General features: G+C 63.0%; 23 protein-coding genes and 2 pseudogenes. 4 read left to right on the forward strand and 21 right to left on the reverse strand.

The window, feature by feature from the left end:
* Window positions 1-27: 27 nt before the first annotated feature.
* A complete protein-coding gene (locus NLY44_RS09920) occupies window positions 28-609 on the reverse strand; it encodes a GDYXXLXY domain-containing protein (RefSeq protein WP_023805337.1) in 582 nt (193 codons plus the stop codon).
* On the reverse strand, window positions 606-1718 hold the full coding sequence (locus tag NLY44_RS09925; protein WP_023691115.1) for a DUF2157 domain-containing protein: 1113 nt from the start codon (window positions 1716-1718) through the stop codon (window positions 606-608). The genes NLY44_RS09920 and NLY44_RS09925 overlap by 4 nt, the downstream gene beginning before the upstream one ends.
* A gap of 235 nt (window positions 1719-1953) precedes the next feature.
* On the opposite strand from NLY44_RS09925, the gene NLY44_RS09930 reads away from it, so the two are divergent.
* The 3 genes from NLY44_RS09930 to trmFO all read left to right on the forward strand — a co-directional run bounded on the left by NLY44_RS09930 (window position 1954) and on the right by trmFO (window position 4193).
* Window positions 1954-2094, forward strand: coding sequence for a DUF1127 domain-containing protein (locus NLY44_RS09930; protein ID WP_006335194.1), 141 nt, complete (start codon window positions 1954-1956; stop codon window positions 2092-2094).
* A gap of 51 nt (window positions 2095-2145) precedes the next feature.
* Window positions 2146-2289: a DUF1127 domain-containing protein gene (locus tag NLY44_RS09935; protein ID WP_023667673.1), complete on the forward strand. Its 144-nt coding sequence runs from the start codon at window positions 2146-2148 to the stop codon at window positions 2287-2289.
* A 491-nt stretch (window positions 2290-2780) separates the two neighbouring features.
* Entirely contained in the window at window positions 2781-4193 is a 1413-nt protein-coding gene (trmFO, locus tag NLY44_RS09940) for a methylenetetrahydrofolate--tRNA-(uracil(54)-C(5))-methyltransferase (FADH(2)-oxidizing) TrmFO (RefSeq protein ID WP_023751546.1), read from the forward strand.
* 36 nt (window positions 4194-4229) lie between these two features.
* Here trmFO and NLY44_RS09945 read toward each other — a convergent pair whose 3' ends face one another.
* The 5 genes from NLY44_RS09945 to yajC all read right to left on the reverse strand — a co-directional run bounded on the left by NLY44_RS09945 (window position 4230) and on the right by yajC (window position 9642).
* Window positions 4230-5048, reverse strand: a complete 819-nt coding sequence (locus NLY44_RS09945) for a phytoene/squalene synthase family protein (RefSeq protein WP_023751547.1) — start codon at window positions 5046-5048, stop codon at window positions 4230-4232.
* A gap of 25 nt (window positions 5049-5073) precedes the next feature.
* Window positions 5074-5463, reverse strand: coding sequence for an Mth938-like domain-containing protein (locus tag NLY44_RS09950; RefSeq protein WP_023688226.1), 390 nt, complete (start codon window positions 5461-5463; stop codon window positions 5074-5076).
* 11 nt (window positions 5464-5474) lie between these two features.
* A complete protein-coding gene (gene secDF / locus NLY44_RS09955; protein WP_023667677.1) occupies window positions 5475-8027 on the reverse strand; it encodes a protein translocase subunit SecDF in 2553 nt (850 codons plus the stop codon).
* A gap of 217 nt (window positions 8028-8244) precedes the next feature.
* Window positions 8245-9240 carry a SecDF P1 head subdomain-containing protein gene (locus NLY44_RS09960; protein WP_031201800.1) on the reverse strand — a complete coding sequence of 332 codons (996 nt, stop codon included), beginning with the start codon at window positions 9238-9240 and terminating at the stop codon, window positions 8245-8247.
* 54 nt (window positions 9241-9294) lie between these two features.
* Window positions 9295-9642, reverse strand: coding sequence for a preprotein translocase subunit YajC (gene yajC / locus NLY44_RS09965; RefSeq protein ID WP_023667680.1), 348 nt, complete (start codon window positions 9640-9642; stop codon window positions 9295-9297).
* Window positions 9643-9913: 271 nt separating this feature from the next.
* Here yajC and NLY44_RS09970 point away from each other — a divergent pair, with 271 nt between their 5' ends.
* Window positions 9914-10789 carry an ATP-binding protein gene (locus NLY44_RS09970; protein ID WP_023688224.1) on the forward strand — a complete coding sequence of 292 codons (876 nt, stop codon included), beginning with the start codon at window positions 9914-9916 and terminating at the stop codon, window positions 10787-10789.
* 100 nt (window positions 10790-10889) lie between these two features.
* On the opposite strand, the gene NLY44_RS09975 is transcribed toward NLY44_RS09970, so the two are convergent.
* The 14 genes and pseudogenes from NLY44_RS09975 to argS all read right to left on the reverse strand — a co-directional run bounded on the left by NLY44_RS09975 (window position 10890) and on the right by argS (window position 25819).
* A complete protein-coding gene (locus tag NLY44_RS09975; RefSeq protein WP_023753361.1) occupies window positions 10890-12389 on the reverse strand; it encodes a peptidoglycan DD-metalloendopeptidase family protein in 1500 nt (499 codons plus the stop codon).
* A gap of 324 nt (window positions 12390-12713) precedes the next feature.
* Complete coding sequence (locus NLY44_RS09980; RefSeq protein ID WP_023667683.1) at window positions 12714-13367, reverse strand: protein-L-isoaspartate(D-aspartate) O-methyltransferase; 654 nt, start codon at window positions 13365-13367, stop codon at window positions 12714-12716.
* A 26-nt stretch (window positions 13368-13393) separates the two neighbouring features.
* A complete protein-coding gene (gene surE / locus NLY44_RS09985; RefSeq protein ID WP_023710683.1) occupies window positions 13394-14155 on the reverse strand; it encodes a 5'/3'-nucleotidase SurE in 762 nt (253 codons plus the stop codon).
* The gene (gene serS / locus NLY44_RS09990; RefSeq protein WP_023706002.1) at window positions 14155-15459 is read right to left on the reverse strand and encodes a serine--tRNA ligase; all 1305 of its coding nucleotides are present in this window, start codon (window positions 15457-15459) and stop codon (window positions 14155-14157) included. The genes surE and serS overlap by 1 nt, the downstream gene beginning before the upstream one ends.
* A 109-nt stretch (window positions 15460-15568) precedes the next feature.
* A complete protein-coding gene (gene tatC, locus NLY44_RS09995) occupies window positions 15569-16444 on the reverse strand; it encodes a twin-arginine translocase subunit TatC (protein WP_023667686.1) in 876 nt (291 codons plus the stop codon).
* Entirely contained in the window at window positions 16441-17181 is a 741-nt protein-coding gene (tatB, locus tag NLY44_RS10000) for a Sec-independent protein translocase protein TatB (protein WP_023805339.1), read from the reverse strand. The genes tatC and tatB overlap by 4 nt, the downstream gene beginning before the upstream one ends.
* A gap of 86 nt (window positions 17182-17267) precedes the next feature.
* Window positions 17268-17489 carry a twin-arginine translocase TatA/TatE family subunit gene (locus tag NLY44_RS10005; RefSeq protein WP_023681650.1) on the reverse strand — a complete coding sequence of 74 codons (222 nt, stop codon included), beginning with the start codon at window positions 17487-17489 and terminating at the stop codon, window positions 17268-17270.
* Between the two features lie 180 nt (window positions 17490-17669).
* Window positions 17670-18436, reverse strand: a pseudogene (scpB, locus tag NLY44_RS10010) (SMC-Scp complex subunit ScpB).
* Window positions 18433-19232, reverse strand: a pseudogene (locus NLY44_RS10015) (segregation and condensation protein A). The pseudogenes scpB and NLY44_RS10015 overlap by 4 nt, the downstream one beginning before the upstream one ends.
* Window positions 19233-19406: 174 nt before the next feature.
* The gene (gene nagZ / locus NLY44_RS10020; protein WP_023681654.1) at window positions 19407-20426 is read right to left on the reverse strand and encodes a beta-N-acetylhexosaminidase; all 1020 of its coding nucleotides are present in this window, start codon (window positions 20424-20426) and stop codon (window positions 19407-19409) included.
* Between the two features lie 133 nt (window positions 20427-20559).
* Entirely contained in the window at window positions 20560-21231 is a 672-nt protein-coding gene (locus NLY44_RS10025; protein ID WP_286457079.1) for an SPOR domain-containing protein, read from the reverse strand.
* Window positions 21232-21382: 151 nt separating this feature from the next.
* A complete protein-coding gene (locus NLY44_RS10030) occupies window positions 21383-22222 on the reverse strand; it encodes a hypothetical protein (protein ID WP_286457081.1) in 840 nt (279 codons plus the stop codon).
* A gap of 89 nt (window positions 22223-22311) precedes the next feature.
* Entirely contained in the window at window positions 22312-23952 is a 1641-nt protein-coding gene (locus NLY44_RS10035; RefSeq protein ID WP_286457083.1) for a hypothetical protein, read from the reverse strand.
* A gap of 103 nt (window positions 23953-24055) precedes the next feature.
* Complete coding sequence (gene argS, locus NLY44_RS10040) at window positions 24056-25819, reverse strand: arginine--tRNA ligase (protein ID WP_023805341.1); 1764 nt, start codon at window positions 25817-25819, stop codon at window positions 24056-24058.

Here is a 25819-nt window from a genome sequence, read left to right on the forward strand (position 1 = left end):
CGAAATCCATGCCCTGGGTAATGTCTTCTAGTAGAGCGGTTCCTCAAACAATGTCTTGTCGCCGTCCATCAGCGCCTTGATCTGTGCCTGGCCACTGGCCGCGAGCGCGACGCGCACGCCGAATGGCCGCACCCGCATGTCGTTCTGGACCGCCATGCCCTGGCCCTCAGGTAGGTAGAAGCGGTCGATGCCGTATTGCGGTGCGATCGTGGATTCAGGATCAAGCGTCCAGCCCGGCGCGACCTGGCCGACGATGTCGGCTTCGTCGGCGGCTGCCGGCGTCGGAGCCTTGCCGAACCAGGCCGTGGTCGCATGCCAATAGCCGTCGGCGCCCGGCTTCAGCCGGACCACGATCGGCGTGTTCTCGCTCACGAGCTGGCCGGCCGGGATGTTGGCGATCAGCTTCATCGGCAAGCGCGATATTTCATAGCCGAGGATAATATAGTCGCCGCGCAACAGATCGCGCGGATCGACCGGCTCGACTTTCAGCAAGACCTCCTTGCCGTTGCGCAGGATCGCCGCGCGGCCGGCGATGATCCAGCTCAGGAAACCGATCTGGACGAGCGCCAGGACCAGCGCCGAGATGACAAGTTTCTTTCCCGACATCATGCTGCCGCTCCTTCCGGGGCCTTCATGCGTTTTTCCACACGGATGATAACGAGAGCCAGGATGCCGAAAAGCACCGCGGCAGCCAGGAAGAAGCCGGCCGTGCCGAGCATCGTCTGCAAGGTCACGACGTAGATAATGGCGAGCTCGAAGGCAAAGCCGGCATAAGCAACCCAGCGCAGCCCCCTGCTCTCGCGCCCGCCCAGAACGATCGCCGCCGCAATCCCGGCCAGCGCGATAACCGAGGCGACGGCAAAGCCGTTGCTGAAGGCGTTATCATCGCCCAGTTCGATCTGGATCATCGCCAGCCCGGTGAGAAAGCCGGTCAAGGCGTGCAAAGGCAGCCGCCCGCCGAGCTGCAAGATCCGGTCGGCCGGCCCGGCGGCGAAGATGGAAACCGCAAACAGCAGCGCCGACACCGCGACCAGAGGAATAGCCAGGGCGAGCGTGTTCTGGTCCAGGCCGCGCACCGCGATATAGAAAATGACCGAAAGAATGATCAAGTGGCGTGCCGGCTGGCTGCGCGTCCACAACGAGACGACAAAAAGCACCGGCGCCATGATAACGAAGAAATCCGGAAATACGGGGCGGTCATAAAAGTCGAACGCGCGCACGAACAGCCAGGCAACGGATATGCCGACGGCAGCGACCGTCAGCGGGTTCGAGCGCAACGCCACCGCGGCTAATGCCGTGCCGATGCCCCAGGTGACGATGGCCGAGGCTTCGTCACCCGTGAGATGGTACATCTGGCCGATCAGCGCGATCGATCCGCCGAAGGCCGCGGCGGCCACGATCCACAGCGCCTCGCCGATCGCCGCATGGTCGCGCATCTTCAACACCGCGCCGCCGACATAGCCGGCGAGAATGACGGCAAACAGCGCCGCGACCCGCACCAGCCGCGGGATCGCGTCCCAGTTGGCGGCGACGAAGAGCAGGATCGCGGCGCCGAACAGCAGCGCTGCCATCATGGCCAATATAGTGCCGAAGCTCAGCGATTTGCGCTCGTTTGCGTCGATGTCGCGCTTAAGCGCATCGGCCGTCTTCGCGTCGATCAGGCCAGCCTGCAGCCACCGCCCGATATCGGCCCTCGCCCGTGACGAATAACTCGCCATGCCGCTTCTCCCCCAGCTTGGTCTTTCTGACAGCCGATCCGCTCAAATCGTTGACGCAACGTCATTTTCCGATTCGGGTTTCTTCATGACGAAGCCGTGAACGCGCGTTAATGTTGCATTGCACAATTTGCATTGCTGCCATGCGCCAACAGCACTTTTAAATCGATATAACCCAGCCTATTTACTGTTCGTACACAAACGGAATGATCCGAAGAAAGACGAAACGAGCACTACCATGAACCTGATCCGCAACTACCGCAACTGGCGCCGCTACCGGGACACCGTCTCCGAGCTGAGCCGCCTGTCGAACCGTGAACTGACCGACCTCGGCATCAGCCGCAGCGACATCCACTACGTCGCCCGCAAGGCGGTCTAATCCTCTTCGGATCGCAAATGGTCCGAACCAGTTTTGAAAAAGAGAACGACAATGAACCTGATCCGCAACTATCGTAACTGGCGCGTTTACCGCGACACCGTTACCGAGCTGGGTCGCCTTTCGAACCGTCAGCTCCATGATCTCGGCATCGTCCGCGACGAGATCAAGATCATCGCCCGCAGGGCGACGATCTAACCAGAATTTCGCCAGGGTCGACCTCCTCCCCGACCCTGACGGATACGGTCAGCCTTCACCTCCTCCCGAGGGTTGACCACCAAAACGGCGCCCGCCGCACCTCCTCCCGCGGCGGGCGCTGTTTCCAAACCGAACGCAGTTCGTCTCCAAAGTGAACGCAGTTCGCCTTCCAGGGATTTCGCCTCCCTCGATCCGGCGAAAAGAATTTCGTCAAAGCCGACCTCCTCCCCGGCGATGACGAATACGGCCGATCCCCACCTCCTCCCGAGGATCGGCCCCAAAAACGACACCCGCCGCACCTCCTCCCGCGGCGGGTGTTGTTGTTTTTGGGCAGGCTTTTCAATTGCGCATGCAGTCGATCGAGGCGCTTTACGCCGCCATCAGAGCGTCGCCGCGGACATAAGAAAGTCGAGCTCCGTCGTTGCACGACAATGACCCACGCTCGCACCGGCCAATTGCAAACGGCGCGCCAAGCGATTATTCCGGCGCTCATGAGCAAAAATCCTATCCACATCGTCGGCGGCGGCCTCGCCGGCTCCGAAGCCGCATGGCAGGCAGCACAAGCCGGCGTTCCCGTCATTTTGCATGAGATGCGCCCAGTGCGCGGCACCGATGCGCACAAGACCGATGGGCTGGCCGAACTCGTCTGTTCCAATTCCTTCCGCTCCGACGATGCCGAGAACAATGCCGTCGGCCTGCTGCATACCGAAATGCGACTGGCCGGCTCGCTGATCATGAGCGCCGGCGACGCCAACCAGGTGCCGGCCGGCGGCGCGCTGGCCGTCGATCGCGACGGCTTCTCCGACGCGGTGACGAAAAGGCTCGAAACGCACCCGCTGATCACCATCGAGCGGGAGGAAGTGCCGGGCTTGCCGCCGGCGGAATGGGACCAGGCGATCATCGCCACCGGCCCGTTGACCGCGCCGTCGCTCGCCCAGTCGATCGCCGAGGCAACCGGCGCCGACGCGCTGGCCTTCTTCGACGCCATCGCCCCGATCATCCATTTCGACACGATCGACATGGACACCTGCTGGTTCCAGTCGCGCTACGACAAGGTTGGGCCCGGCGGCACCGGCAAGGACTACATCAATTGCCCGATGGACAAGGACCAGTATCTCGCCTTCGTACAGGCGCTGGTCGACGGCCAGAAGACCGAATTCAAGCAGTGGGAAGGCACGCCCTATTTCGACGGCTGCCTGCCGATCGAAATCATGGCCGAGCGCGGCGTCGAGACGCTGCGCTACGGGCCGATGAAGCCGATGGGGCTGACCAATGCCCACAATCCGACGGTAAAAGCCTATGCCGTGGTGCAGCTGCGCCAGGACAATGCGCTGGGAACGCTCTACAACATGGTCGGTTTCCAGACCAAGCTGAAGCATGCCGAGCAGGTGCGCGTCTTCCGCACCATTCCGGGCCTGGAAAACGCCGAGTTCGCCCGTCTCGGCGGCCTGCACCGCAACACCTACATCAATTCGCCGACCTTGCTCGACGCCTCGCTGCAGCTGAAGTCGCGGCCGGGCCTGCGCTTTGCCGGCCAGATCACCGGCTGCGAGGGCTATGTCGAGAGCGCGGCGATCGGCCTGCTCGCCGGCCGCTTCGCCGCCGCCGAGCGGCTCGGCCACGCGCCATCGCTGCCACCGCTCACCACCGCCTTCGGCGCCTTGCTCAACCACATCACCGGCGGCCACATCGTTTCCGACGACGAGCCGGGCAAACGCTCGTTCCAGCCGATGAACGTCAATTTCGGCCTGTTCCCGCCGGTGGAAGCACCGAAGACCGAAGGCAAACGCCTGCGCGGCAAGGACAAGACGGTGGCCAAGCGCCACGCGATCACCTCACGCGCGCGGGCAGATTGTCGGGAGTGGCTAGGGCTGCCGGCGCAAACATCGGAAGCTGCTGAATAGCCAAGTCTCAGAGTCCTAACGCGATTGACGTTTACGTCAACTCGCTGGCCAACCCCGCGTTGCGCGCCTGAGCAACAGCCAATGCCGGCGCAGAGCCGAAAGCCGGGCTGCGCCACCAAGCGGCGAGCGGCCATTGGCCATCTTGCCGAGATAGGCGCTGGTCAGCGCCAGCGGCAGGAACGCCGGACGCAGCGTTTCCGGAAGTGCGGACGCCCCTTGCTCGAAAGCGCGGAGATGCTCCTGCGCCAATGCAATCATCGCAGCCACCGCGCGCTGAGCGCCGGGGCCGCCGTCGCCGCTGACGAACTCCTCCGGCGACGAGCCGGCCGCTGCAAGGATATCCGCCGGCACGAAGCATTGCCCGCGTCGGCGATGCAGCGGCAACAGCAGCAACAGGCCGGTCATCGCCTGGGCGCAGCCGGCCCTGCCCGCCAGTTCGGCAAAGCGCGGCGCCTGATTGGGATCGAGCACCATCGCCGCCAGCTGGATCAGCGCGGCCGCCGTCTCGCCGCAATATCCCTCGAGATCGGTGCGCGACGGCATCGGATCGTCATAGAGGTCGAAGATGCGGGCCTCGAGCATGTTGTCGAAGGCAGTTTTGGGCAGGCCATGGGCAGAAATCGTCGCCTTCAGCGCATCGGCGAGCGGGTTGCCTGTGGCTGCGGCTTCAGCAGCGATGACATCGCGCCACCATTGCAGCCTCACTTCGCCCGGCAATGCCTCGTGGATGCGGTCTCGGACAGACGCAATCTCGGCATTGAAGGCGTAAAGCGAAAACAGCGCCGCGCGCTTGTTGGCCGGTGCATAGAGTGCGCTGACATAGCGGTCATGGTCGCCGGCGCGCACCGTCTCCATGACGATGTCAGCTGTATCGGTCACGTCAGTCGACGGCGATGAGCGCCGCGGCCACGGCGCGGTCTTCGGCAAGCAGAACATTGTAGGTCCGCACCGCTGCCCCCGTAGACATCGGGTCGGAGCCAATGCCAGCCGCTTTCAGCGCCGCCCGAAGTGCTGTCGGCAAGGGCCGCAAATCCTTGCCTGTACCGACCAGCAGGATCTCGACCTTGCCGGCCTCAGCCAGCAGCAGGTCGAAATCCGCCGCCGTCAGGGCCAGCGGATCGGCCGGCTCCCAGCCATGGATGCCGGAGGGCAGGCAAAGAAGCGAGCCGCGATGCGACATGTCGGCGAAGCGGAAGCCGCCATTGCCGTAGGCTTCGATCGGCGCCCGTCCGGGGAAATGCGCCTCGCGGATGACGATGCCTTTTGCCACCAGCGCAGCCGTCAGGTCGCCATGGCCTTGCCGCCACCAACCGGCTTCTCCTCATCGGCGCTCGCTCCCTGCGGCCTGAGCCTGAACAGGATCAGCAAGGGCGCTGCGATGAAGATCGACGAATAGGTGCCGAAGACGACGCCGAACAGCATCGCCATGGTGAACGAGCGGATCACCTCGCCGCCGAACAACACGAGCGCCAGCAGCGCCAGGATGGTCGTCACCGAAGTCAGCGTCGTTCTCGACAGCGTCTCGTTGATGGCGTTGTTCAACAATTGTGGGAGCGGCATTCGTTTGTATTTTCGCAAATCTTCTCGAACACGGTCATAGACGACGATCGTGTCGTTGAGCGAATAGCCGATAATGGTCAGGATCGCCGCCAGCGAAGACTGGTTGAACTCGAGCCCGGTGATGACGAAGAAGCCCAGCGTCATCACCACATCGTGCACCGTCGCCACGATTGCGCCGACCGCGAACTGCCATTCGAAGCGGAACCAGACATAGACCAGGATGCCGATCAGCGCGATGATCATCGCAATCGTGCCTTGCTTGGCCAGTTCGCCCGAAACGGTGGGACCCACCACCTCGACGCGGCGGAAATCGTAATTGTCCTGCAGCTCGCCGCGCACCTTGTCGATGACGGTCTGCTCGGCGTTCTCACCGCCATCCTGGGTGCCAACGCGGATCAGCACGTCATTCGGCGCGCCGAATTGCTGGACCTGCACTTCACCGATATTGAGCTCCGACAGCCGGCTTCTGATATCGCCAATATCGGCGTCGCCTTGCTTGGACTGCACCTCGATGATCGAGCCGCCCTTGAAGTCGATGCCGTAGTTGATGTCGATGGTCAGGAATCCGATAACCGACGCGATCGACAGCAGGCTGGACAGTGCGAACGTCCAGCGGCGGATGCCCATGAACGGGATTTTCGTGCCGGCCGGAACGAAGGTCACCGGCGCACGCGGCAATTCCTTCGGACGCGCACGGCGCAGCCAGATCGACACCAGCAGACGGGTGAAGGTGAAGGCGGTGAACACCGTGGTCAAAATGCCGATGGCATAGGTGATGGCGAAGCCCTTGACCGGTCCGGTGCCGAGATAGAACAGCACGACCGTGGCAATCAGCGACGTCACGTTGGAATCCACGATGGTCGCCAACGCCTTGGTGAAGCCTGTGTCGATCGACTGGATGACCGAACGGCCGGCCCGTCGCTCCTCTCGGATACGCTCATAGATCAGCACGTTGGAATCGACCGCCATGCCGATGGTCAGCACGATACCGGCAATGCCGGGCAAGGTCAGTGTCGCGCCAAGCAGCGACAAGACCCCGACGATCATCGCCACGTGCACGGCGAGCGCAATGTTGGCGAGGAAGCCGAGAAGTCCGTAGGCGACGAACATGAAGGCGACGACGAGAATGGAGCCGATGATGCCGGCGACCTTGCCGGCATGGATCGAATCCTGGCCGAGGCCCGGGCCGACGGTGCGTTCTTCGATCACGGTCAGCTTTGCCGGCAGCGCGCCGGCGCGCAGCAGCACGGCGAGGTCGTTGGCGCTTTCGGCGGTGAAATTGCCTGAGATCTGGCCGCTGCCGCCGAGGATCGGTTCGCGGATCACCGGCGCCGAAATCACCTGATTGTCGAGGATGATGGCGAACGGCTTGCCGACATTCTGCTGCGTCGCCTGGCCGAATCGTGTCGCACCGCGCGAGTTGAAGACGAACGAAACCACCGGCTCGTTGTTTCGGGAATCATAGGTTGCCGTCGCCTTGGCAAGATCTTCACCGGACACGATGACGCGATTTTCCACCAGATACGGAACCGGCGGATCGTCCTGCGAATAAAGCACCGAGGAGCCTGCCGGCGGGCGGCCGTTCAGCGCATCCTGCACCGACATCGAGGTATCAACCATCTGGAAGGTCATCTTGGCGGTCTGGCCGATGATCTCCTTCAGCCTTTGCGGATCCTGCAGGCCCGGCACCTGGACGAGTACACGGTCGTCGCCCTGCCGCTGCACGATCGGCTCGGTGGTGCCGAGTTCGTTGACGCGACGCTCGACGACTTCGATCGACTGCGCCAATGCGGCCGAGGTGCGGTATTTGATGCCGGCGTCGGTGACGGTGAATTTGAGCAGCCCGGCTTCGGAATCATCCAGGGACATCTCCTGGATGGAGCCACCGGTGAACAGGCCGGCGGCGACCGGATCGGTCAGCGGCTTAAGCGCCGCCTTGGCGGCATCGATCTGGGTTGGATCGGTGATGCGCACTTGTACGGTCCTGCCGGTGCCGCCAAGGCCGGTATAGCCCACCTTGGCATCGCGCAGCAGCGTGCGGATCTCGTCGCGCGTCGTTTCCAGCTGCGCCTTGACCAGGTCGTTCTGGTCCATCTGCAAGAGGATGTGCGAACCGCCCTGCAGATCGAGACCAAGCGTCATCTGCCGCTTCGGCACCCAGTTGGGCAATTGCGCCAATGTGCTGGCCGGGAAGAGATTTGGCGCGGCAAGGATGAATGTGACGGCCACGGCGATCCAGATCAGGATCATCTTCAGGCGCGAAAAATACAGCATATGGCGTTGTCCGTCAGGGCGTACTGGCGGATCGTTCCGCCGACAATTCGGTTATTTCTTGGCGTTCTTATTTGCCACCGGCTCGCCCTTAACCCGCACTTCGCCGATTGTCGAGCGCGCTGAGGTCAATTTGGCGCTGCCGCCGGCAGCGGTTTCGGCGTCAATCGCCTCTGTCGGTTCCATTCTAATTCTGATCACCGCCGGGCGCTATCGTGCGCTACTCGACTATTTTCAATTGTGCAGGCATCGGTCCGGAACGCAAAAGCAAGGCCAGATCATCGGCGTTCTCCTTTGTAAGGTTGCCCGATATCTGGCCGCGGCCGTTAAGAATTGGCTCGCGGACGACTGGCACCGAAAGCACTTGGTTGTCGAGGATCATCGCAAATAGCTTGCCGACATTCTGCGAGGTCGCCTGCGCAACGCGTGCCGTTGCCCTGGAATCGAAGGTGAACGAAACCGCCGGCTCATTTGTGACGGAGTTGGGAGTCGCCTGAGCATTGACAATGTCGTCACTGGAAACGATCGTTCGGCTCTCAACCAGATAGGGAACCGGTGGATCGTCCTTCGAATAAACCACCACCGAGCCAGCGGGCGTCCGGCCATTGATCGCATCAGCGACCGGCATCGACTCATCAACCCACTGAAAAGTCAGCATTCCGGTTCGGGTGAGAATTCTCCTCAGCCTTTGCAAATCCGCAACGCCCGAGGTCCGGACCAGCATACCGTCTTCGCCCTCTGGCCGCACTACTGGGTCGGCTACACCAAGATCACGCAGGCGATTCTTAATGACCACGATCGACTGCGCAAGCGCGATCGACATCCGATACTTGATACCTGTGTCTGTTACCGTGAACTTGAGCAACGCTGCTCCGGTATCATCCAGGATCACTTCCTGGACCGGACCAGCGCTGCCAAGGACAGGATCAGTCACCGCCTCCAATGCCATCTTGGCCGCGCCGACCTGAGCGGCGTCGGTGATATGCACCTGAACGGCCCGACCCGAATTAGCAAGACCAGTATAGCCGATCCTTGCATCGCGCAGCAGCGTCCTGATTTCGTCACGCGTCGCCTCCAACCGGCGATCGATCACATCGGTCGCGTCCAATCGAAGCAGCACGTCCGCGCCGGCAGCGTGAAGACTGGGCGCGTCGACGAGCATTGTGGCCATAGCAAGCCAGATCAGGATCATTTTCAGGCGCGAAAAATGGACCATACGCCGTCTTTTGTCAGAGCTCTGCCCGCGGATCGCTCCGCTTGGGAAACTGGCTTACTTCTTGGCGTTCTGGTTGGCCACCGGCTCGCCCTTGACCCGAACATCGGCGATCGTCGAGCGCAGCGCCGTCACCTTGGTGCCGCCGCCAAGGTCGATCTCAAGCTCATTGTCGTCGATCACCTTGGTCACCTTGCCGACGAAGCCGCCGCCGGTGATGACCGTGTCGCCACGGCGCACGGCCGAGATCATCTCCTGGCGCTTCTTCAACTGGGCGCGCTGCGGCCGGATGATGAGGAAATACATGATCACGAAGATCAGAACGAACGGGAGTATCATGCCGATATCCCCGAACGGACCAAGCGGAGTTCCGGTAGCTTGGGCGTATGCCGGTGTGACGAACATCAAGAACTCCTGGTTACGAAGAAGGCCGTAGGGCGGCCTCGCCAAATTTGGCCGGAATATAGTGGGTAAAGTTACCAATGCAACTGCGCGGCCGGGCTTTCAGCTGCTTTTCCGGCCGGTTGACCCGTGTTAGAGCATGCTCCCGGAATACGGGCGTGGTTTTCGCAAAAGATCATGCCCAAACAAAAGCTTGGAACCAGTTTCTATCTCGCCCGGATCAAGACGATTTCGGCCCCTACGCACGTTCGTGCGGAAACATAAAAGACGAGACATGACCGACAGCACCATCGAGGCCCTGAACCAAAAGCTCGACCGCCTGATCGAGGCGGTCACCCGCCTCGCCCCGCCGCCGGTGCCGCAAACCGATCTTGCGGTTGCCGATTGCTTCGTCTGGCAGGCCGACCCCGGCTATCTCGAGCCGGTGCGCAAGGTCAACCGCGTCGACATCGGCCTGATCCGCGGCGTCGACCGCGTGCGCGACATTCTGGTCGAAAACACGGAACGCTTCGCCGCCGGCCATGCCGCCAACAATGTGTTGTTGTGGGGTGCGCGCGGCATGGGCAAATCCTCGCTGGTCAAGGCCGTGCATGCGCAGATCAACGCCCAGGCCAAATCCGACCTGCCGCTCAAGCTGATCGAGATCCATCGCGAGGATATCGACACGCTGCCCAGGCTGATGGGCCTGCTGAAGGCGGCGCCGTTTCGCTTCATCCTGTTTTGCGACGACCTCTCCTTCGACCATGACGACACCTCCTACAAGTCGCTGAAGGCAGCCCTTGAAGGCGGCGTCGAGGGCCGCCCGGCCAATGTCATCTTCTACGCCACGTCGAACCGCCGGCACCTGTTGCCGCGCGACATGATCGACAATGAGCGCTCGACCGCCATCAACCCGTCCGAGGCGGTCGAGGAAAAGGTTTCGCTGTCCGACCGTTTCGGCCTGTGGCTCGGCTTCCACAAATGTTCGCAGGACGAATATCTCGACATGGTCAACAGCTATGCCAGCCATCACGGGCTCACTATCGACCCGGAGCAGCTGCGCGCCGAGGCGCTGGAATGGGCAACGACGCGCGGCAGCCGCTCGGGCCGCGTCGCCTGGCAGTTCACCCAGGATCTGGCCGGCCGGCTCGGCAAGCCGCTGAACGACTGATTGATTTCCGTCAGGTCACTGAAAAAGCCCGCCCCTTGCGGAGCGGGCTGAGCCGGCGGGCCGGACTGGAGGTCAGACGGCCTGCAAAACGTTTATTGTTCTATTCGAGATAGCCAGAGGGGTCGACCGGGGCCGAGTTCTTGCGCACTTCGAAGTGCAGTTTCGGCGAGTCGGTGGTCCCGCTCATGCCCGACAGCGCGATTTCCTGGCCGCGCTTGACCTTCTGGCCGCGCTGCACCTCGATCGACCTGGCGTGACCATAGACGGTGACCAGCCCGTTTTCGTGGCGCACCAGAACCGTATTGCCGAATTCCTTGAGGCCGTCGCCGGCATAGATGACCACGCCGTTTTCGGCCGCCTTGACCGGCGTCCCCTCAGGCACGGCGATGTCGACACCATCCTTGCCGCCACCAAAATTGGAGATGACGCGGCCACGCACCGGCCAACGCATCTTGCCGATGCCGGTGGCATCGGGCGCAACAGCATCGTCGTCCTCGGCCTGCTGGATAACCTTGGCGTCCTTCTTCGGCGGCGTGTAGGTGGCGAGTGTCTCCGTCGGCTTTGCCGCCGGTTGGGTGGTCGCGGTCGTCACCGGATCAACTTTGGCCGGCTTGGCGCTGGCGACCGTTGCGGTGCCACCTGCCGGAACCTTCAGCGTCTGGCCGATCTTGAGCAGGCCGTCCTGCATGCCGTTCGCCTGCTTCAGCGCCACGACGCCAACGCCGGTCTTCCTGGCGATGGAGGACATGGTGTCGCCCGACTGGACCGTGTAGGTGCCCGCGCCGGCCTTTGGCGCGGCCGAGGCCGTCTGCGCCGGCTTGTCGGTCTTCGGCTTGTTCGCTGCCGAAGCGTCAACCTGCGCGGCGGACTTGCCGTCCTTGAGTTTCGGCTGCTGCGGCAGCACGGCGACCTTTTCCGGCGCTGGCGCCTTGGGGCTGTTTGCCGGCTTGCCGTCGGCAAGTTTCGGCTCTGCCCCCTTGCTTGAATAGGCATAGGCCGGGATGACCAGTTTCTGACCGGTCTTCAGCCCCTTGGTGGCGCTCAAGCCGTTGACCTTCATGATCACGTCGGCGGGCACATGATAGCGATGAGCGATGCCGGAAATGGTCTCGCCGTCGCTGACCACGATCTCGGTCGCATGCGGCGTACCAGCCGCAACTGGTTTCGGATCGGAGTCACCGGCATTCTTGAACGGCCTCGCCGGCTGGACGGTGCCGGTAGTCGTTCTGTCGACATGCGGTGCCGGTGCAAGCGCCGGCGCGGAAGCGGTACGCATCGGAGCAGCTTTGGGCGCGCTCGGCGGCGGCAGCTGCTGGACGGTGACCGGCTCCAGGCTGGAGCGGCTGACCGACTGGTTATGGCTGCCATCGACAGGTGCCGCAGCGATCGGCTCGGCCGCCACATCGCCCGGATAGGGCTGAGCGGTGCTCTGCTTGTCGATGATGGCGCGCTGATTGTTGGTCGAGGAGGTGAAGACGTCGTCGACACCGTTGAACCGCGAGACTTGGGAGCTACACCCCGCCGCCACTCCGGCTAGCATGAGGACAGCGCAGCCCCGCGACAGAGTACGCCCGTTTGCCTTCAAAACACTGAATTGCATCGCACTAACCCGCACAGACCCGGTACACACTGGTCATGATTAAAGCGCGTTAATGTTACTGGCGGGTTAACCCCATAGAATCAGACGCAAATTTTCTTAAAACATTTTCGAACGCGCCGAAGGTGCGTTGAGATTCAGGTCAGGCCGAGTCGAAAATGACAGGTTCTGAGAACCGGCCTACGCCGGCCGTAGCCTTCATAGAGCGGAGGCATTTATGACGGCTTCGACCGGCGAAGGCCGGAGCGGAGCGTACTCAAACATGTGAGCACCGGAAGCGCAGGAACCTGCCATTTGCAGGCCGGCCTCACCTGAATGTCAGCGCACCTAAATAACCGCCGCGACGCTGCGCAGGATCGGCTGCAGGCGCACGGTGCCGATATCCTCGCGCTCGAAGCGGCTGCCGACCTTGGTCAGCTTGGCCAGCACCTGCTCGCCCTCCTCCGGCCCGATCGGGGCAATGACGATGCCGCCGCTCGACAATTGGTCGAGCAGGAAGCGCGGCAGGCTGTCGAAAGCCGCCCAGGCTACGATGCGGTCGAACGGCGCTTCGTTGGCAAGCCCGTTGGAACCGTCGGCCTGGCGCACGATGACATTGCCGATGCCGAGCGCCTCGAAGCGTTGCCTGGCCTGCTCGGCCAGCGTTTTGTAGCGGTCGACGCTGACGATGCGCGCCGCGAGCCGCGACATCACCGCTGCCGTGTAGCCCGAGCCGGTGCCGATCTCCAGCACCCGGTTGCCGGGCTCTATTGCCAGGGCCGCAATCACCGCCGCCTGCAGATCGGCGCCCTCGATCGCCTCGCCGCATTCGATCGGCAGCATGCCGTCCGACCAGGCGATGGAATGGAACTGGCCGTTGAGGAAGCCGCGCCGCGGCGTCGCCTCGAAGGCTGCGATCAGCGCCTTCGGCACCGCGCCTTGGCCGCGCAGGCGCAGCAGGAAAGCGGCAAAACCCTCGCGATCGTCGAGCGGCAAGTTCATGCCAGAACCTTCTTCATGCGAACACCTTATTCAGACAGCGCCTTGGTCAGTTGGTCACGGATTTCATGCGCGGTGAGGTCAAGCTGCAGCGGCGTCACAGACACGAGCCGGTTGCGCAGAGCATGGAGATCGGTGCCCTGCTTGCCCTCGACCGGCTCGCGGCCGAAGCGCAGCCAGTAATAAGGCAGGCCGCGCCCGTCGCGGCGCTCGTCGACCCAAAGGCTGTGCACCAGCTTGCCCTGCGACGTCACGACGGTGCCGGCAACCTCGTCAGGGAGGCAGTTGGGAAAGTTGACGTTGAGCAGCACGCCGTCCGGCAGCGGCATGGCGACGAGCTTTTTCAGCAACGCCGGCGCCAGCGCCTCGGTGGTCTCATAGGGAACGACGCGGTCCTCGCCGACATAGGAATAACCCTGGCTGAGTGCGATCGAGCGGATGCCGAGCAGCGCGCCTTCCATGGCGCCGGCGACGGTGCCGGAATAGGTGACGTCGTCAGCGATGTTGGCGCCGGAATTGACACCGGACAGGATCAGGTCCGGCGCGCCAGGCAGGATCTTCTTGACGCCCATGATGACGCAGTCGGTCGGCGTGCCGCGCACGGCGTAGTGTTTCTCGCCGATCTTGCGCAGCCGGAGCGGCTCCGAGATCGACAGCGAGTGCGCGTAGCCGGACTGGTCCTGCTCCGGCGCCACGACCCAGACATCGTCCGACAGCGTGCGGGCGATGCGTTCGAGCGACGCCAGGCCCTCGGCATGAATGCCGTCATCATTGGTCAGAAGGATGCGCATTACTTCGATTCGATCTTCGCCAGACCGCCCATATAAGGCCGCAGCACTTCAGGAATGGTTACGCTGCCATCCTCATTCTGATAGTTTTCGATGACGGCAATCAGCGCACGGCCGACAGCGGTGCCCGAACCGTTCAGCGTGTGCACAAAGCGGTTGCCGTTGCCGTCCCTGTCCTTGTAGCGGGCATCCATGCGCCTGGCCTGGAAGTCGCCGCACACTGAACAGGACGAGATCTCGCGATAGGCGTTCTGTCCAGGCAGCCAGACCTCGATGTCGTAGGTCTTGCGCGCGCCAAACCCCATGTCGCCCGTGCACAGGACCATGGTGCGGAACGGCAGCTCCAGTCGCTTCAGCACCTCTTCGGCGCACTGCGTCATCCGCTCGTGCTCGGCGAGCGAAGACTCCTGGTCGGTGACCGAGACCAGCTCGACCTTGTAGAACTGGTGCTGGCGCAACATGCCGCGCGTGTCGCGGCCGGCGGAGCCCGCTTCCGAGCGGAAGCACGGCGTCAGCGCCGTATAGCGCAGCGGCAGCTTTTCATGGGCCGTGATTTCTTCGCGCACCAGGTTGGTGAGCGGGACCTCGGCGGTTGGAATCAACCCGAGCCGGCCATCGCCATGCTGCACGAAGAACAGGTCGTCCTCGAATTTCGGCAGCTGGTTGGTCCCGAAAAGCACTTCGTCGCGCACCATCAGTGGCGGGATGACTTCTTCATAGCCATGCTCGGTCGTGTGCAGATCGAGCATGAACTGGCCGATGGCGCGCTCCATCCGCGCCAGCCCGCTCTTCAGCACGGTGAAGCGTGATCCCGACAGCTTTGCCGCCCGCTCGAAATCCATCATGCCGAGCGCTTCGCCGATCTCGAAATGCTCCTTCACCCAGTTCGGCCGAGTCGGCACCTCGCCGACGATATGCTTGACGACATTGTCGTGCTCGTCCTTGCCGACCGGCACGTCGTCGAGCGGCACATTCGGCAGCACCGCCAGCGCATCGTTCAGCGTCTTGTCGAGCTCGCGCTCGCGCGCCTCGCCATTCTGGATGAAGGTCTTGATATCGCCGACTTCGGCCTTGAGCTTTTCGGCAAGTGCCGTGTCGCCCGAACGCATGGCGTTGCCGATCTCCTTCGAGGCGGCGTTGCGGCGTTCCTGCTTGGTCTGCAGCTCGGTGACGTGCTCGCGCCGCGCTTCGTCCTTCTTGATCAGCTCATCGACCGTGGACTGCGCCTCGTCAGCCGACCACGAGCGCTTGGCCAGCGCTTCGACAAGGGCCTTCGGGTTGTCGCGAATCCATTTGATATCAAGCATGGTTGGTCGTCCTCGAGCTAAGGCCTGAGGGCGTAAACCGCATCCTTCATCGATGCAAGATGGCGGCTGTCGCGTTTTTCCGCTAACGCGGATACCCGAACGCGACAGCCTATGAACGAGCCTGCTTTGAGGACGCGTCCGCCGCCTTTTCGGCCACGGCTTCGGCGGCTTCCTGCTTCTCGCGCGCCAGCTTCTGCTTGACCTGATCGCGCTCGATCAGCCGGGCCGCCCAGATCGACACCTCGTAGAGCAGGATGGTCGGGATGGCCAAACCGATCTGGCTCATCGGATCAGGCGGCGTCAGCACCGCCGCGACGACGAAGGCGATGACGATCGCCCATTTGCGCTTCTCGGCCAGCGCCTTCGACGACAGCATGCCGACGCGCGTCATCAGGCTGGTCACCACCGGCAGCTGGAACACCAGGCCGAAGGAGAAGATCAGCGTCATGATCAGGCTGAGATATTCCGACACTTTCGGCAGCAGCGAAATCTGCACCTGATCGTCGGTGCCGGCCTGCTGCATGGCGAGGAAGAACCACATCACCATCGGCGTGAAGAAGAAATAGACCAGCGACGCTCCCATCAGGAACAGGATCGGCGATGCGATAAGGAACGGCAGGAACGCGTTGCGTTCGTTCTTGTAGAGGCCTGGCGCGATGAATTTGTAGATCTGCGTGGCGATCAGCGGAAAGGCGATGACCATGCCGCCGAACATGGCGAGCTTGACCTGGGTGAAGAAGAATTCCTGCGGCGCCGTATAGATCAGCTCGACCTTGTGCGGATCGAGCCCGGCCCACTGCGTGGCCCACTTGAACGGAACGACCAAAAGATTGAACAGCTTCTTGGCAAAGAAGAAGCAGACGAGGAAGGCGACGAAGAAACCGCCGATCGACCAGATCAGCCGCCGGCGCAGTTCGATCAGATGCTCCATCAGCGGAGCCGACGACTTCTCGATCTCGTCCTTTTCGCTGTCCGTAATGCTCACTTGGCGGCCCCCGCCGTCTTCTTGGACGCGGGCTTCGTGGCCGGCGCAGGCTTCGGCTCAGCCTTTGTGACTGCCTTCGGTGCAGCAGCCGGCTTGGTGGCGGCTTTTCCGGGTGCAGCCTTGGCGGGCGCCGCTGACGGCTTGGCCGCAACCTTCGCCGCAGGCGCCGGCTTTGCCGGTGCTGCCTTGGCTGCCGCTGTTTTGGTTGCCGGGGCCTTTGATATCGCAGCTCCCTTGGCGCGCGCGTTTCGTGGCGCTGCTGTTGCTGCAGCCGGTGTCACCACCGCCTCGTCGGTCATCGCCGGAAGGATCGGCGCCGCCGGCGCTGTTTCCGGTCCGTTGACGCCGGGCATCACCGTCGCGCCGTTCTTGAGCGGCTCGGCCGCCTGTGGTGTTTCTGCCGCCGGCGTTGCGGGGTCGACGGCGGGCTTCGGCTTAATCACCGCATCGACGCCGGAGCGAACCTCTGCTGCCGCCTGTTCGAACGGATTGAGCTGCTTGCGGATCTCGGCCGCCGGATTGAGGCCGCGCAGCGTATCGACCGACTTCTTGACGTCGTCGAGCTCGGCTTCCTTCAACGCCTCGTTGAACTGCTTCTGGAAGTCAGAGGCCATGGCACGCAGCTTCGCCGTCGTGCGGCCGAAGGTGCGCAGCATATTGGGCAAATCCTTGGGTCCGACGACCACGATCATGACGATCGCGATCACCAGCATTTCGGTCCAGCCGACTTCAAACATGGCAATCAGTTCCGACTAGTGCTTGTCGCCCAAAAGTGCGAAGCGGTTTTGGGACAACGACTTGCACAAAAGCAACAACCTTCGGCTCAGCTCTTGCTGGCCTTTTCCTTCACTGCCGAAACGGTCTCGTCCGGGCGGTGCTCGACGGTGCGCTTGTCTTCGGCGGTATCGTCATCGGCCATGCCCTTCTTGAAGCTCTTGATGCCCTTGGCCATGTCGCCCATCAGCTCGGGTATCTTGCCGCGGCCGAACACCAGCAGCACGATCACCAGCACGATCATCCAGTGCCAAATCGAAAATGAACCCATTGTAACTCTCTCTCGAATGTTTTCCCTGGCGATGATCTATGCGTTTTCGCGTTGGGATTCAAACACAACAGCGACAAAGTTTATGAAGGCGCGGCTTATGTCACGCATTTTCGGCAAAGCTGCCCGCTACCAATCGGCGCATCTACCGCAGCAATGCAGCTTTTTGACAGCGGCTTGCGGTCAATCTTCCGTGACGCGCGGCGTCAGCAGGCCGAGTTCCTCGAGATCGATGTCGGTCAACGCATCCTCGTCCTCGGTCAGCGCGTCCGGATCGGCCGGCGGCAACGGGATGGCGAAATTCGACGGCATGCGGCCGGAGAGCAGCCCTGCCCCCTTCAGTTCGTCCATCCCGGGAAGATCGCGGATCTCCTCCAGTGCGAAATGGTCGAGGAAAGTGTCTGTCGTGCCGTAGGTGACGGGACGGCCGGGCGTGCGGCGGCGGCCGCGCATGCGCACCCATTCCGTTTCGAGCAGCGTATCCAGCGTGCCCTTCGAGGTCTCGACGCCTCTGATGTCCTCGATCTCGGCGCGCGTCACCGGCTGGTGGTAGGCGATGATCGCCAGCACTTCGAGCGCGGCGCGCGACAGCTTGCGCTGCTGCACCGTGTCGCGGCTCATCAGGAAGGCGAGATCGCCGGCGGTACGGAACGCCCAGGCATCGCCGACCCGAACCAGATTGACGCCGCGCCGCGCATAGATCTGCTGCAGCTCAGCCATGGCAGCGGCAATGCTGATGCCATCGGCAATCTGGCTGCGAGCTGCTTTTCGCTGACCGGCTCGGCGCTGGCGAACACGATCGCCTCGGCCATGCGTATGGCTTCGGCCATATGCAGCCGTTCGCCAGGATTCAGAAGCAGGGTATCAGTCGGGTCCTGGGCGATAATGCCCTCCTCGGTCTCTTCTTCGACCTTGAACGGAATGACCGAAGCGTTGGCGCGTTCGCTCATGATGCCACCTCGACTGCCTTGATTGGTTGCGCGCGGCCGCGCAGATAGAGCGGCGCGAACACCTGGTCCTGTCGCATCTCGATGCTGCCTTCGCGCACCAGTTCCAGCGACGCCGCGAACGAGCTGGCAATCGCGGTACGCCGTTCGTCCGGGCTGGTCAGGTAATTGATCAGATAGCTGTCCAGCGCCGTCCAGTCGCGCAGCGAGCCGATCAGCCGGGTCAGGATATCGCGCGCATCCTTGAGCGACCACACGCCACGCCGGGCAATTGTCACATTGGTGATCGCCTGTTTCTGGCGCTGCTGCGCATAGGCGGTGAGCAAATCGTAGAGCGAGGCCGAATAGGCGTTACGCTTCTCGACGATGACCATTTCAGGCATGCCGCGTGCAAACACGTCGCGGCCGAGCCGGTTGCGGTTGACCAGCCTTGCCGAGGCGTCGCGCATGGCCTCCAGACGCTTCAGCCGGAACTGCAGCACCGCGGCCAGTTCCTCGCCGCTTTCGCCTTCCTCGCCGGGCTGCTTGGGATGAGGAGCTTCGACTTGAGGAAGGCCAGCCACGCCGCCATCACCAGGTAGTCGGCGGCAAGCTCAAGCCTTAGCGCCCTCGCCGTCTCGACGAAGGTCAGATACTGCTCGACCAGCGCCAAGATGGAAATCCGCGACAGATCGACCTTTTGGTTGCGGGCGAGATGCAGCAAGAGGTCGAGCGGACCTTCGAACCCGGCGACGTCGACGACAAGCGACGGGTCGCCGGTGACCCGTGAATCGTCGTTCTCGGCCCACAGACGGTCCATCGGTGCGGCCTTCGCAGCCTTGCTGTCCAATGTCTCCGCCACTTGTTCCTTTACCTCTGGTTAGAGCATGATGCCGAAAAGTGTGAAGCGGTTTTCGGACGACATCATGCTCTCTCTATCTAATTTAGAGACGGATTCAGATTTCAGGTCGAACAGACCTGAAATCATCCGTCTCTAGGCCACCGCATCGAAATAGGTGGCAAACTCAGCGCGTATCTCGGTTTCGTCGGCCCGGTCGCGATCCCTTATATAGGTCAGCGCCCGCTTGGCGCGCTCCAGCGACGTCCCTTCAAGTCCCGTGGTTCGCGATGCGATGCCCGCCATCTCCTCGAAAACGCCATTGCAGTGAAGGACCAGATCGCAGCCCGCCGCAAGGATCGAGGCCGCCTTTGTCGGGAAATCCCCAGAAAGTGCCTTCATCGAGGTGTCATCGCTCATCAACAGCCCGTCGAAGCCGATCTCGCGGCGGATGATCTCGTCGATGACCTTGCCTGAGGTGGTCGCTGGGTTGTTCGGATCGATGGCGCTGTAGACGACATGCGCCGTCATCGCCATCGGCAGATGGCTAAGCTCGCGGAACGGGGCGAAATCATGCCGCTGCAGGTCGCTCAGCGAGGCATCGACCACAGGCAGTTCGAAATGCGTGTCGGCAAAGGCGCGCCCGTGACCCGGAATGTGCTTCATGACCGGCAGCACGCCGCCCGACATCAGCCCTTCCGCCGCCGCGCGGCCAAGTTCGATGACCGGGCGCGGCTCCTTGCCATAGGCGCGCGCGCCGATGACGTCGCTGGCGCCCTCGATCGGCACGTCCAGCACCGGCAGGCAATCGGCAGAGATACCGTAGCGTAACAGGTCGAAGGCGTGCAGCCGCGCCATCAGCCAGGCAGCGCGGGTGCCGGCATCATGGTCCTTGCGCCACAATGCACCGAGCGCGCCGCCGGCGGGATAGTTCGGCGCCAGCGGGGGCCGCAGGCGCTGCACCCGGCCACCTTCCTGGTCGATGAACACCAGCGCATCGGGGCGCCCGATACAGTCGCGCATTTCGGCGACCAGATCGCGGATCTGCTCGGTTTCGCCGATGTTGCGCGCAAACAGGATGAAGCCCCACGGGCATTCATTGCGATAGAAACGGATTTCTTCGCGGGTCAGCGATTTCCCGGCACAGCCGAGGATCATGGATTTTGATTCGGTCATTCCACCAGTTTAGGGCTTCGCGCCGGCAAAGGGAATCTCCCCGGACGGCAAGCGCCTCAACCTCTCGCCCATCCACATGAAAAAGCCGGCGCGACCCTTGGGAACGCACCGGCTCTGATAATTGGATCCGGCCTTACCGAGACACGAAGCAGTTGCCGCCGGCAGCCTTGTAGCTGGTGCACAGATTGATCGCATCGTTGCGCGATTGCGCAGGCACCCGGACACGGTAGAAGGTGCCCTTGCCGGCGATCTCCGCCTTGACGATGTTGGCGGTGCGACCGGCGAGCACATTTCCATAGCGGCGCTGCAGGTCGGCGTAGTTGGCCTGGGCGCTTTCGACCGTCGGCTGCGAAGCGATCTGCATCGACCACGAACCGCCCGATGTCGAAGCCGTCGCCGGGATGGAGGCAACCTGGTCGGGCTTGACCTCGCCGACCACGTCGACCGGCTGGTCGGACGGGCGCTGCGGCGCTACGGCAACCGTCTGCGGCGTGTTGGCGGACTGGGTCTCAGACTTCGGCGTGGCCGCCGGCTTCACCGGCTTGACCGGCTTGGCGGTCTCGGCACTTGCCTGGTCGCTATTTGCCTGATCGGCAGGCGCCACGGTGCCGGTCTGCTCGGCATCGGCCGAAGGGGCGACGTGCTGCGGCGCCGGGTCAAGCGGCTCAGTCGCCGCAACCTGTGGCGCGGCCGGCGTCGAGTCCTCGCGGGCCACCAACGAGCCGTCGGGCTTGACCACCATGGTCCGCACCTTGCGCGGGGCAACGGCGACCGTATCGGGGTTCTTGTCGGCTTCCTGCAGCACCTGAGCGATGCGGTCCTCGGACTTTGGCGCCGGCGCGACAGCCGCGTCGGGGTTGACGGCAGCTTCGGGGTTGCCGGCAGCGTCGGGGCCTGGGCAGCGTCGGTATCGTCGGGCGACAGATCGACGACGCGGCTTTCAGGCTCCTGCGCCTTCACATCGACCGGCTCTTCGGTGTTGGTGACCAGCTTCTCCTGAACCGGCTCGGCCGGCTTGGTGCCCTTGGCGACCGCATCATAAACCTTGTTGTCCTGGTTCGGCACCACGGCGCCGCCCGGATTTCGGGCTTGACCTTGATCGGCCTGTTGTCGGCTTTGACAATGACCGGCGCATCGCTGCCGCCCTTGCCGCCGAACGACAAGGCGAAGGCGCCAAGGCCGCCGGCAATCGCAACCGCAGCAACGACCCCCGCGACCAGCAGGCCGCTCCTGCGCGGCCGTGCGGCTTCCTGCTCGGCGAGGCCCGGCACCGCCATTGCCTCGTCCAGATCCGGATCGTAGTCGAGTTCGTCGACCGCGAAATCGTCGGCCTGCGAAACCGGCTGGCTGCCGGGCAGATCGTCCATGTCGAAGCCGCCGGCGGCATCGGCGTGGTGAGCTTGCGTGGCTGCAAGCACTTCGGCTGGCCGCGCCGCATAGGCGCGCTGGTCGAGCTCGTGGCCCGAACTGAAGCCGGAACTGTAGGAATCGTCATCATAGCCGGCACTGCGTGCGGCAGTGGGCGGCGCCACTTCCACCGCGTTCATGTCGTTGAGCATGCCGGCGAATTCGGCGTCGATGTCGTCATAGGCGGCCGGCTCGTCTTGCTCGAAGCTGAGTTCTGGAATGTCGAGGTCGTCGGCAATCGCCACCACACGCTCCGGCACATCGACCGTCTCGACATCCGGCATCTCGTCATAGGCCTGAGGCGGCGCCTGGCGCGATGGCGTCGGCGCCACATAGGCAGCAGCGGCAACCGGCTGGTCGCGATAGCTTGGCGCTGCCGCCGGCGGCATGGACGGCTTTTCTGCAAAAGAAGCTTGCGGCTGCGCTGCAAAAGAAGGTTGCGGCTGCGCTGCAAAGGAAGGCTGGGCCGGGGTGGGAGTCACGCGGCTCCACGAACGCGCCGGCTCCGGCGGCGTCGAGCGCCAGTCGCCAGCGACCGGTGCTGCCGTGTCCTTACCGAGATCGATGCCCTTGGCGAGCGCCGCATCGAAGGCGTGATCATTGAACTCGATCTCGGCTCATGGCCCTCAAGTTCGCCGGCAAGCAGATCGTCGAAATCGGAATCGTTCGCCTGGGCCTCCTGAGGAGCCGGCGCGTGTTCGTCCAGGTCCCAGTCGAGATTATCGACCGGAGCGACCGGCGTCGCGACGGACTGCTGCACCGGGGCAACCGGCTCATAAGTCCTGGTGGGCTCGATGGCGGCAGCCCTGGTGGGCTCGGTGACGACCGGAATCGGCGCGACTGGCGCCGGGCGTGGTGTGGTCATGGCGCCAAGCAGCGCGTTGAGTTCATCTTCCAACGTCCGTTCGTCAGCGACCGGAGCGGCCGGGGTCGCCATATTGGTAGGCGCCACATAGGCTGGTGCGACCGGAGCTAGCTGAACCGGAGCGGGTGCGGTCTCGGCCACCGGCTCGTGATCGGCAAGCGCATCATCGATGCTCAGATCGAAATCGTCGAATGCTTCGTGCGCAGTCTCATGAGAGGGGCTGGCCTCCACGGTCCAGGCCGGCGTCTCGTCCACTTCCGGCGCATCCATCTCAACCGGCGCGCTGACCTGCAGATCGCTCTCTTCCGGATCCTCGGCCTCAACAGGCTGAGCCTCGAAAGCCCGAGGCTCGAAATCCTCCGCCGCAAAATCCTGGTCTGCAAAATCCTGGGCCGCAAAGTCCATGTCGACATCGGCCATCGCGTCATCGAAATGACCCGCAAAATCCTCGTCGGCAACAGTGTGGTCGGCGACTCCGACGACCGGCGCCTCGGCTACTGGCGCGGCATACTGGTCCTGCGCCGGCGCAGGACCGTCCAGCGTCAGCTCGTCTTCCAGCGACATCGAGACGGCATTGTCGAAATCATCGTCGAACGCGAGATCGTCGGCAGGCGCAGCAGCAACCTGCGCGACATCTGCGGCATGGGCGACGGTCGCGCCGTCATCGAGCAGCAACCCCTGCTCGAGCGAAGCGGCAAGGTCATCATCCATCGGCAGGTCGTCTTCGAGCGGCGATACGTTTTCCAGCGAGCTGGCGACGGCATTGTCGAAATCATCGTCGAATGCAGCTTCGTCGAATGCGGGCTCGGCAAACGAAGGTTCGGCAAACGAGGGTTCAACGGGAGCAGCCGCAGCCTGCGGGGCAGCGCCGAAATCCAGATCGGCGGCATCGTCGAAGACGAAATCATATTCCAGCGAAGCAGCCAGCGCATCGTCCATCGCGGCATCGGTGGTTTCGAAAGCCGGCTCGCGAATCTCGGCAGCAGGTTCGTAGGGCTCAGCGGCAGGCTGGTGAACCTCGGGAGCTGGCTGGCTGGCCTCCATGGAACCGACTTCATCGCCGAATTCGCCCATCAACTCCTTCTCGAGGTCGATGTCGAAATCGCCCTCGTCCGCAGCCGTCTCGACGGCTGGCGCCTGCGGCTTGACCGGCTGGCGCGGATCGAAACCCATGATCCTGGTCAGTTCAGCGAACGGATCATCTTCGGCGATGTCGTTGTTGTCGGCTACTCTCAGCTGGGTTCTGTCTGCCATTATTGTTCCCGAACTCGCACTCATTCGGACGCCATGGACGTCGCGTAGGGTTGGCCCTTACCAGCGCAATGTGGGCAAATGGTGACAGGTGTTTTAGTTAAACCTAACGCATCTCAGTGGGCGCATCAGCCCCAATCAGCGTCAGGCCGGAGGTCAAAACATCCGAAACAGCCTGCACCAGCCCTAGTCTGGCATGAGTCAATTGTCGGTCGTTAACCTTAACAAAACGTAAGTCGGCATTCTCGGTGCCCCGATTCCAGTGTCCATGGAAGCTGGAAGCCAGATCGTAGAGGTAGAATGCCAGCCGGTGCGGCTCCAGCGCAAGGGCCGCGGATTCGATCAGCCTTGGATATTCAGCCAGCTTCCGGATCAGGCCGATCTCGCCCTCGTCGGTGAGCGACGCCGAGGCCGCGGCCAGGCTGTTGCGGTCGAAATTGGCCTCGCCCAGTTGCTCGCTCGCCTGCCGGAACACCGAATGACAGCGCGCCGAAGCGTACTGCACGTAGAACACGGGATTGTCCTTGGACTGTTCGGTGACCTTGGCGAAATCGAAGTCGAGCGGCGCGTCGCTCTTGCGGTAAAGCATCATGAAGCGGATCGCATCGCGGCCCACCTCCTCCACCGCTTCGCGCAAGGTCACGAAGTCGCCCGACCGCTTCGACATCCGAACCGGTTCGCCATCGCGAAACAGCTTCACCAGATTGCACAGCAGCACCGTGAGTTGCAGCTTCAGATCATCGCCTGCAATCGCCCGCGCCAGCGCTTCCAGCCGCTTGACGTAGCCGCCATGGTCGGCGCCCAGCACATAGATCAGGCCGACGAAACCGCGGTCGACCTTGTCCTTGAGATAGGCGACGTCGGCGGCGAAATAGGTGAACGAGCCGTCGGACTTGACCAGCGCCCTGTCCATGTCGTCGCCGACCGCCGTCGAGCGGAACAGCGTCTGCTCGCGGTCTTCCCAGTCGTCCGGCTTCTCGCCCTTGGGCGGCGGCAGCTTGCCCTTGTAGATATGGCCCTTCAGCGTCAGATCGTTGATCGCCGAGCGGATTTTTTTGGCATTGTCGGCATGCAGCGTGCGCTCGGAGAAGAAAACGTCGTGATGCACATTGAGCAACGCCAGATCCTCGCGGATCATCACCATCATGGCGTCGATCGTGCGGTCCTTGACGATTGCCAGCGACTGATCGTCGGGCATCTGCAAGAGCTTGCGGCCAAATTCGGCAGCCAGCGCCTGACCGACCGGCACAAGATAGTCGCCGGGATAGAGACCGGCCGGTATCTCGCCAATGTCGTCGCCCAGCGCTTCGCGGTAGCGCAGGAAGGCCGAACGCCCGAGCACGTCGATCTGCGCGCCGGCGTCGTTGATGATGTATTCCTTGGTGACGTCATAGCCGGCGAAGGCCATCAGATTGGCGAGCGTGTCGCCGACAACCGCGCCCCGGCAATGGCCGACATGCATCGGCCCGGTCGGATTGGCCGAGACATATTCGACATTGGTCTTCTTGCCGCCACCAATGGTCGAGCGGCCGTAGTTTTGCCCCTCGCCGAGCACCGCGGTCAGATGTGCCTGCCAGAAAGCGTCCTTGAGCCGGAGATTGACGAAGCCGGGACCGGCGACGTCGGCTTCGGCAACATCGGCGTCGCTGCGCAGCACTTCCACCAGCCGCTCGGCCAGCGCCCGCGGGTTGTGCCCTGTCGGCTTGGCCAGTACCATCGCCGCATTGGTGGCGAGATCGCCATGGCTGGCGTCGCGCGGCGGCTCGACGGCGATGCGCGACAGGTCGGGCGAAACGCCATTACTGTCTTTCAAATCAAGCGCTTCGACGGCTTTTGTGATTCGCGCGCTGAAATCGGCGAAGATGTTCAT

Origin of the sequence: Mesorhizobium sp. C089B (assembly GCF_030323125.1) — a bacterium.
Taxonomy (GTDB): Bacteria; Pseudomonadota; Alphaproteobacteria; order Rhizobiales; family Rhizobiaceae; genus Mesorhizobium.

Excerpts from the sequence above, each read along its gene's own strand:
- NLY44_RS09920 (WP_023805337.1), bottom strand. The coding sequence starts at position 609 with ATGATGTCGGGAAAGAAACTTGTCATCTCGGCGCTGGTCCTGGCGCTC.
- NLY44_RS09925 (WP_023691115.1), bottom strand. The coding sequence starts at position 1,718 with ATGGCGAGTTATTCGTCACGGGCGAGGGCCGATATCGGGCGGTGGCTG.
- NLY44_RS09930 (WP_006335194.1), top strand. The coding sequence starts at position 1,954 with ATGAACCTGATCCGCAACTACCGCAACTGGCGCCGCTACCGGGACACC.
- NLY44_RS09935 (WP_023667673.1), top strand. The coding sequence starts at position 2,146 with ATGAACCTGATCCGCAACTATCGTAACTGGCGCGTTTACCGCGACACC.
- trmFO (WP_023751546.1), top strand. The coding sequence starts at position 2,781 with ATGAGCAAAAATCCTATCCACATCGTCGGCGGCGGCCTCGCCGGCTCC.
- NLY44_RS09945 (WP_023751547.1), bottom strand. The coding sequence starts at position 5,048 with ATGGAGACGGTGCGCGCCGGCGACCATGACCGCTATGTCAGCGCACTC.
- secDF (WP_023667677.1), bottom strand. The coding sequence starts at position 8,027 with ATGCTGTATTTTTCGCGCCTGAAGATGATCCTGATCTGGATCGCCGTG.
- NLY44_RS09960 (WP_031201800.1), bottom strand. The coding sequence starts at position 9,240 with ATGGTCCATTTTTCGCGCCTGAAAATGATCCTGATCTGGCTTGCTATG.
- yajC (WP_023667680.1), bottom strand. The coding sequence starts at position 9,642 with ATGTTCGTCACACCGGCATACGCCCAAGCTACCGGAACTCCGCTTGGT.
- NLY44_RS09970 (WP_023688224.1), top strand. The coding sequence starts at position 9,914 with ATGACCGACAGCACCATCGAGGCCCTGAACCAAAAGCTCGACCGCCTG.
- NLY44_RS09975 (WP_023753361.1), bottom strand. The coding sequence starts at position 12,389 with ATGCAATTCAGTGTTTTGAAGGCAAACGGGCGTACTCTGTCGCGGGGC.
- NLY44_RS09980 (WP_023667683.1), bottom strand. The coding sequence starts at position 13,367 with ATGAACTTGCCGCTCGACGATCGCGAGGGTTTTGCCGCTTTCCTGCTG.
- surE (WP_023710683.1), bottom strand. The coding sequence starts at position 14,155 with ATGCGCATCCTTCTGACCAATGATGACGGCATTCATGCCGAGGGCCTG.
- serS (WP_023706002.1), bottom strand. The coding sequence starts at position 15,459 with ATGCTTGATATCAAATGGATTCGCGACAACCCGAAGGCCCTTGTCGAA.
- tatB (WP_023805339.1), bottom strand. The coding sequence starts at position 17,181 with ATGTTTGAAGTCGGCTGGACCGAAATGCTGGTGATCGCGATCGTCATG.
- NLY44_RS10005 (WP_023681650.1), bottom strand. The coding sequence starts at position 17,489 with ATGGGTTCATTTTCGATTTGGCACTGGATGATCGTGCTGGTGATCGTG.
- nagZ (WP_023681654.1), bottom strand. The coding sequence starts at position 20,426 with ATGACCGAATCAAAATCCATGATCCTCGGCTGTGCCGGGAAATCGCTG.
- NLY44_RS10030 (WP_286457081.1), bottom strand. The coding sequence starts at position 22,222 with ATGCCGCCGGCGGCAGCGCCAAGCTATCGCGACCAGCCGGTTGCCGCT.
- NLY44_RS10035 (WP_286457083.1), bottom strand. The coding sequence starts at position 23,952 with ATGGCAGACAGAACCCAGCTGAGAGTAGCCGACAACAACGACATCGCC.
- argS (WP_023805341.1), bottom strand. The coding sequence starts at position 25,819 with ATGAACATCTTCGCCGATTTCAGCGCGCGAATCACAAAAGCCGTCGAA.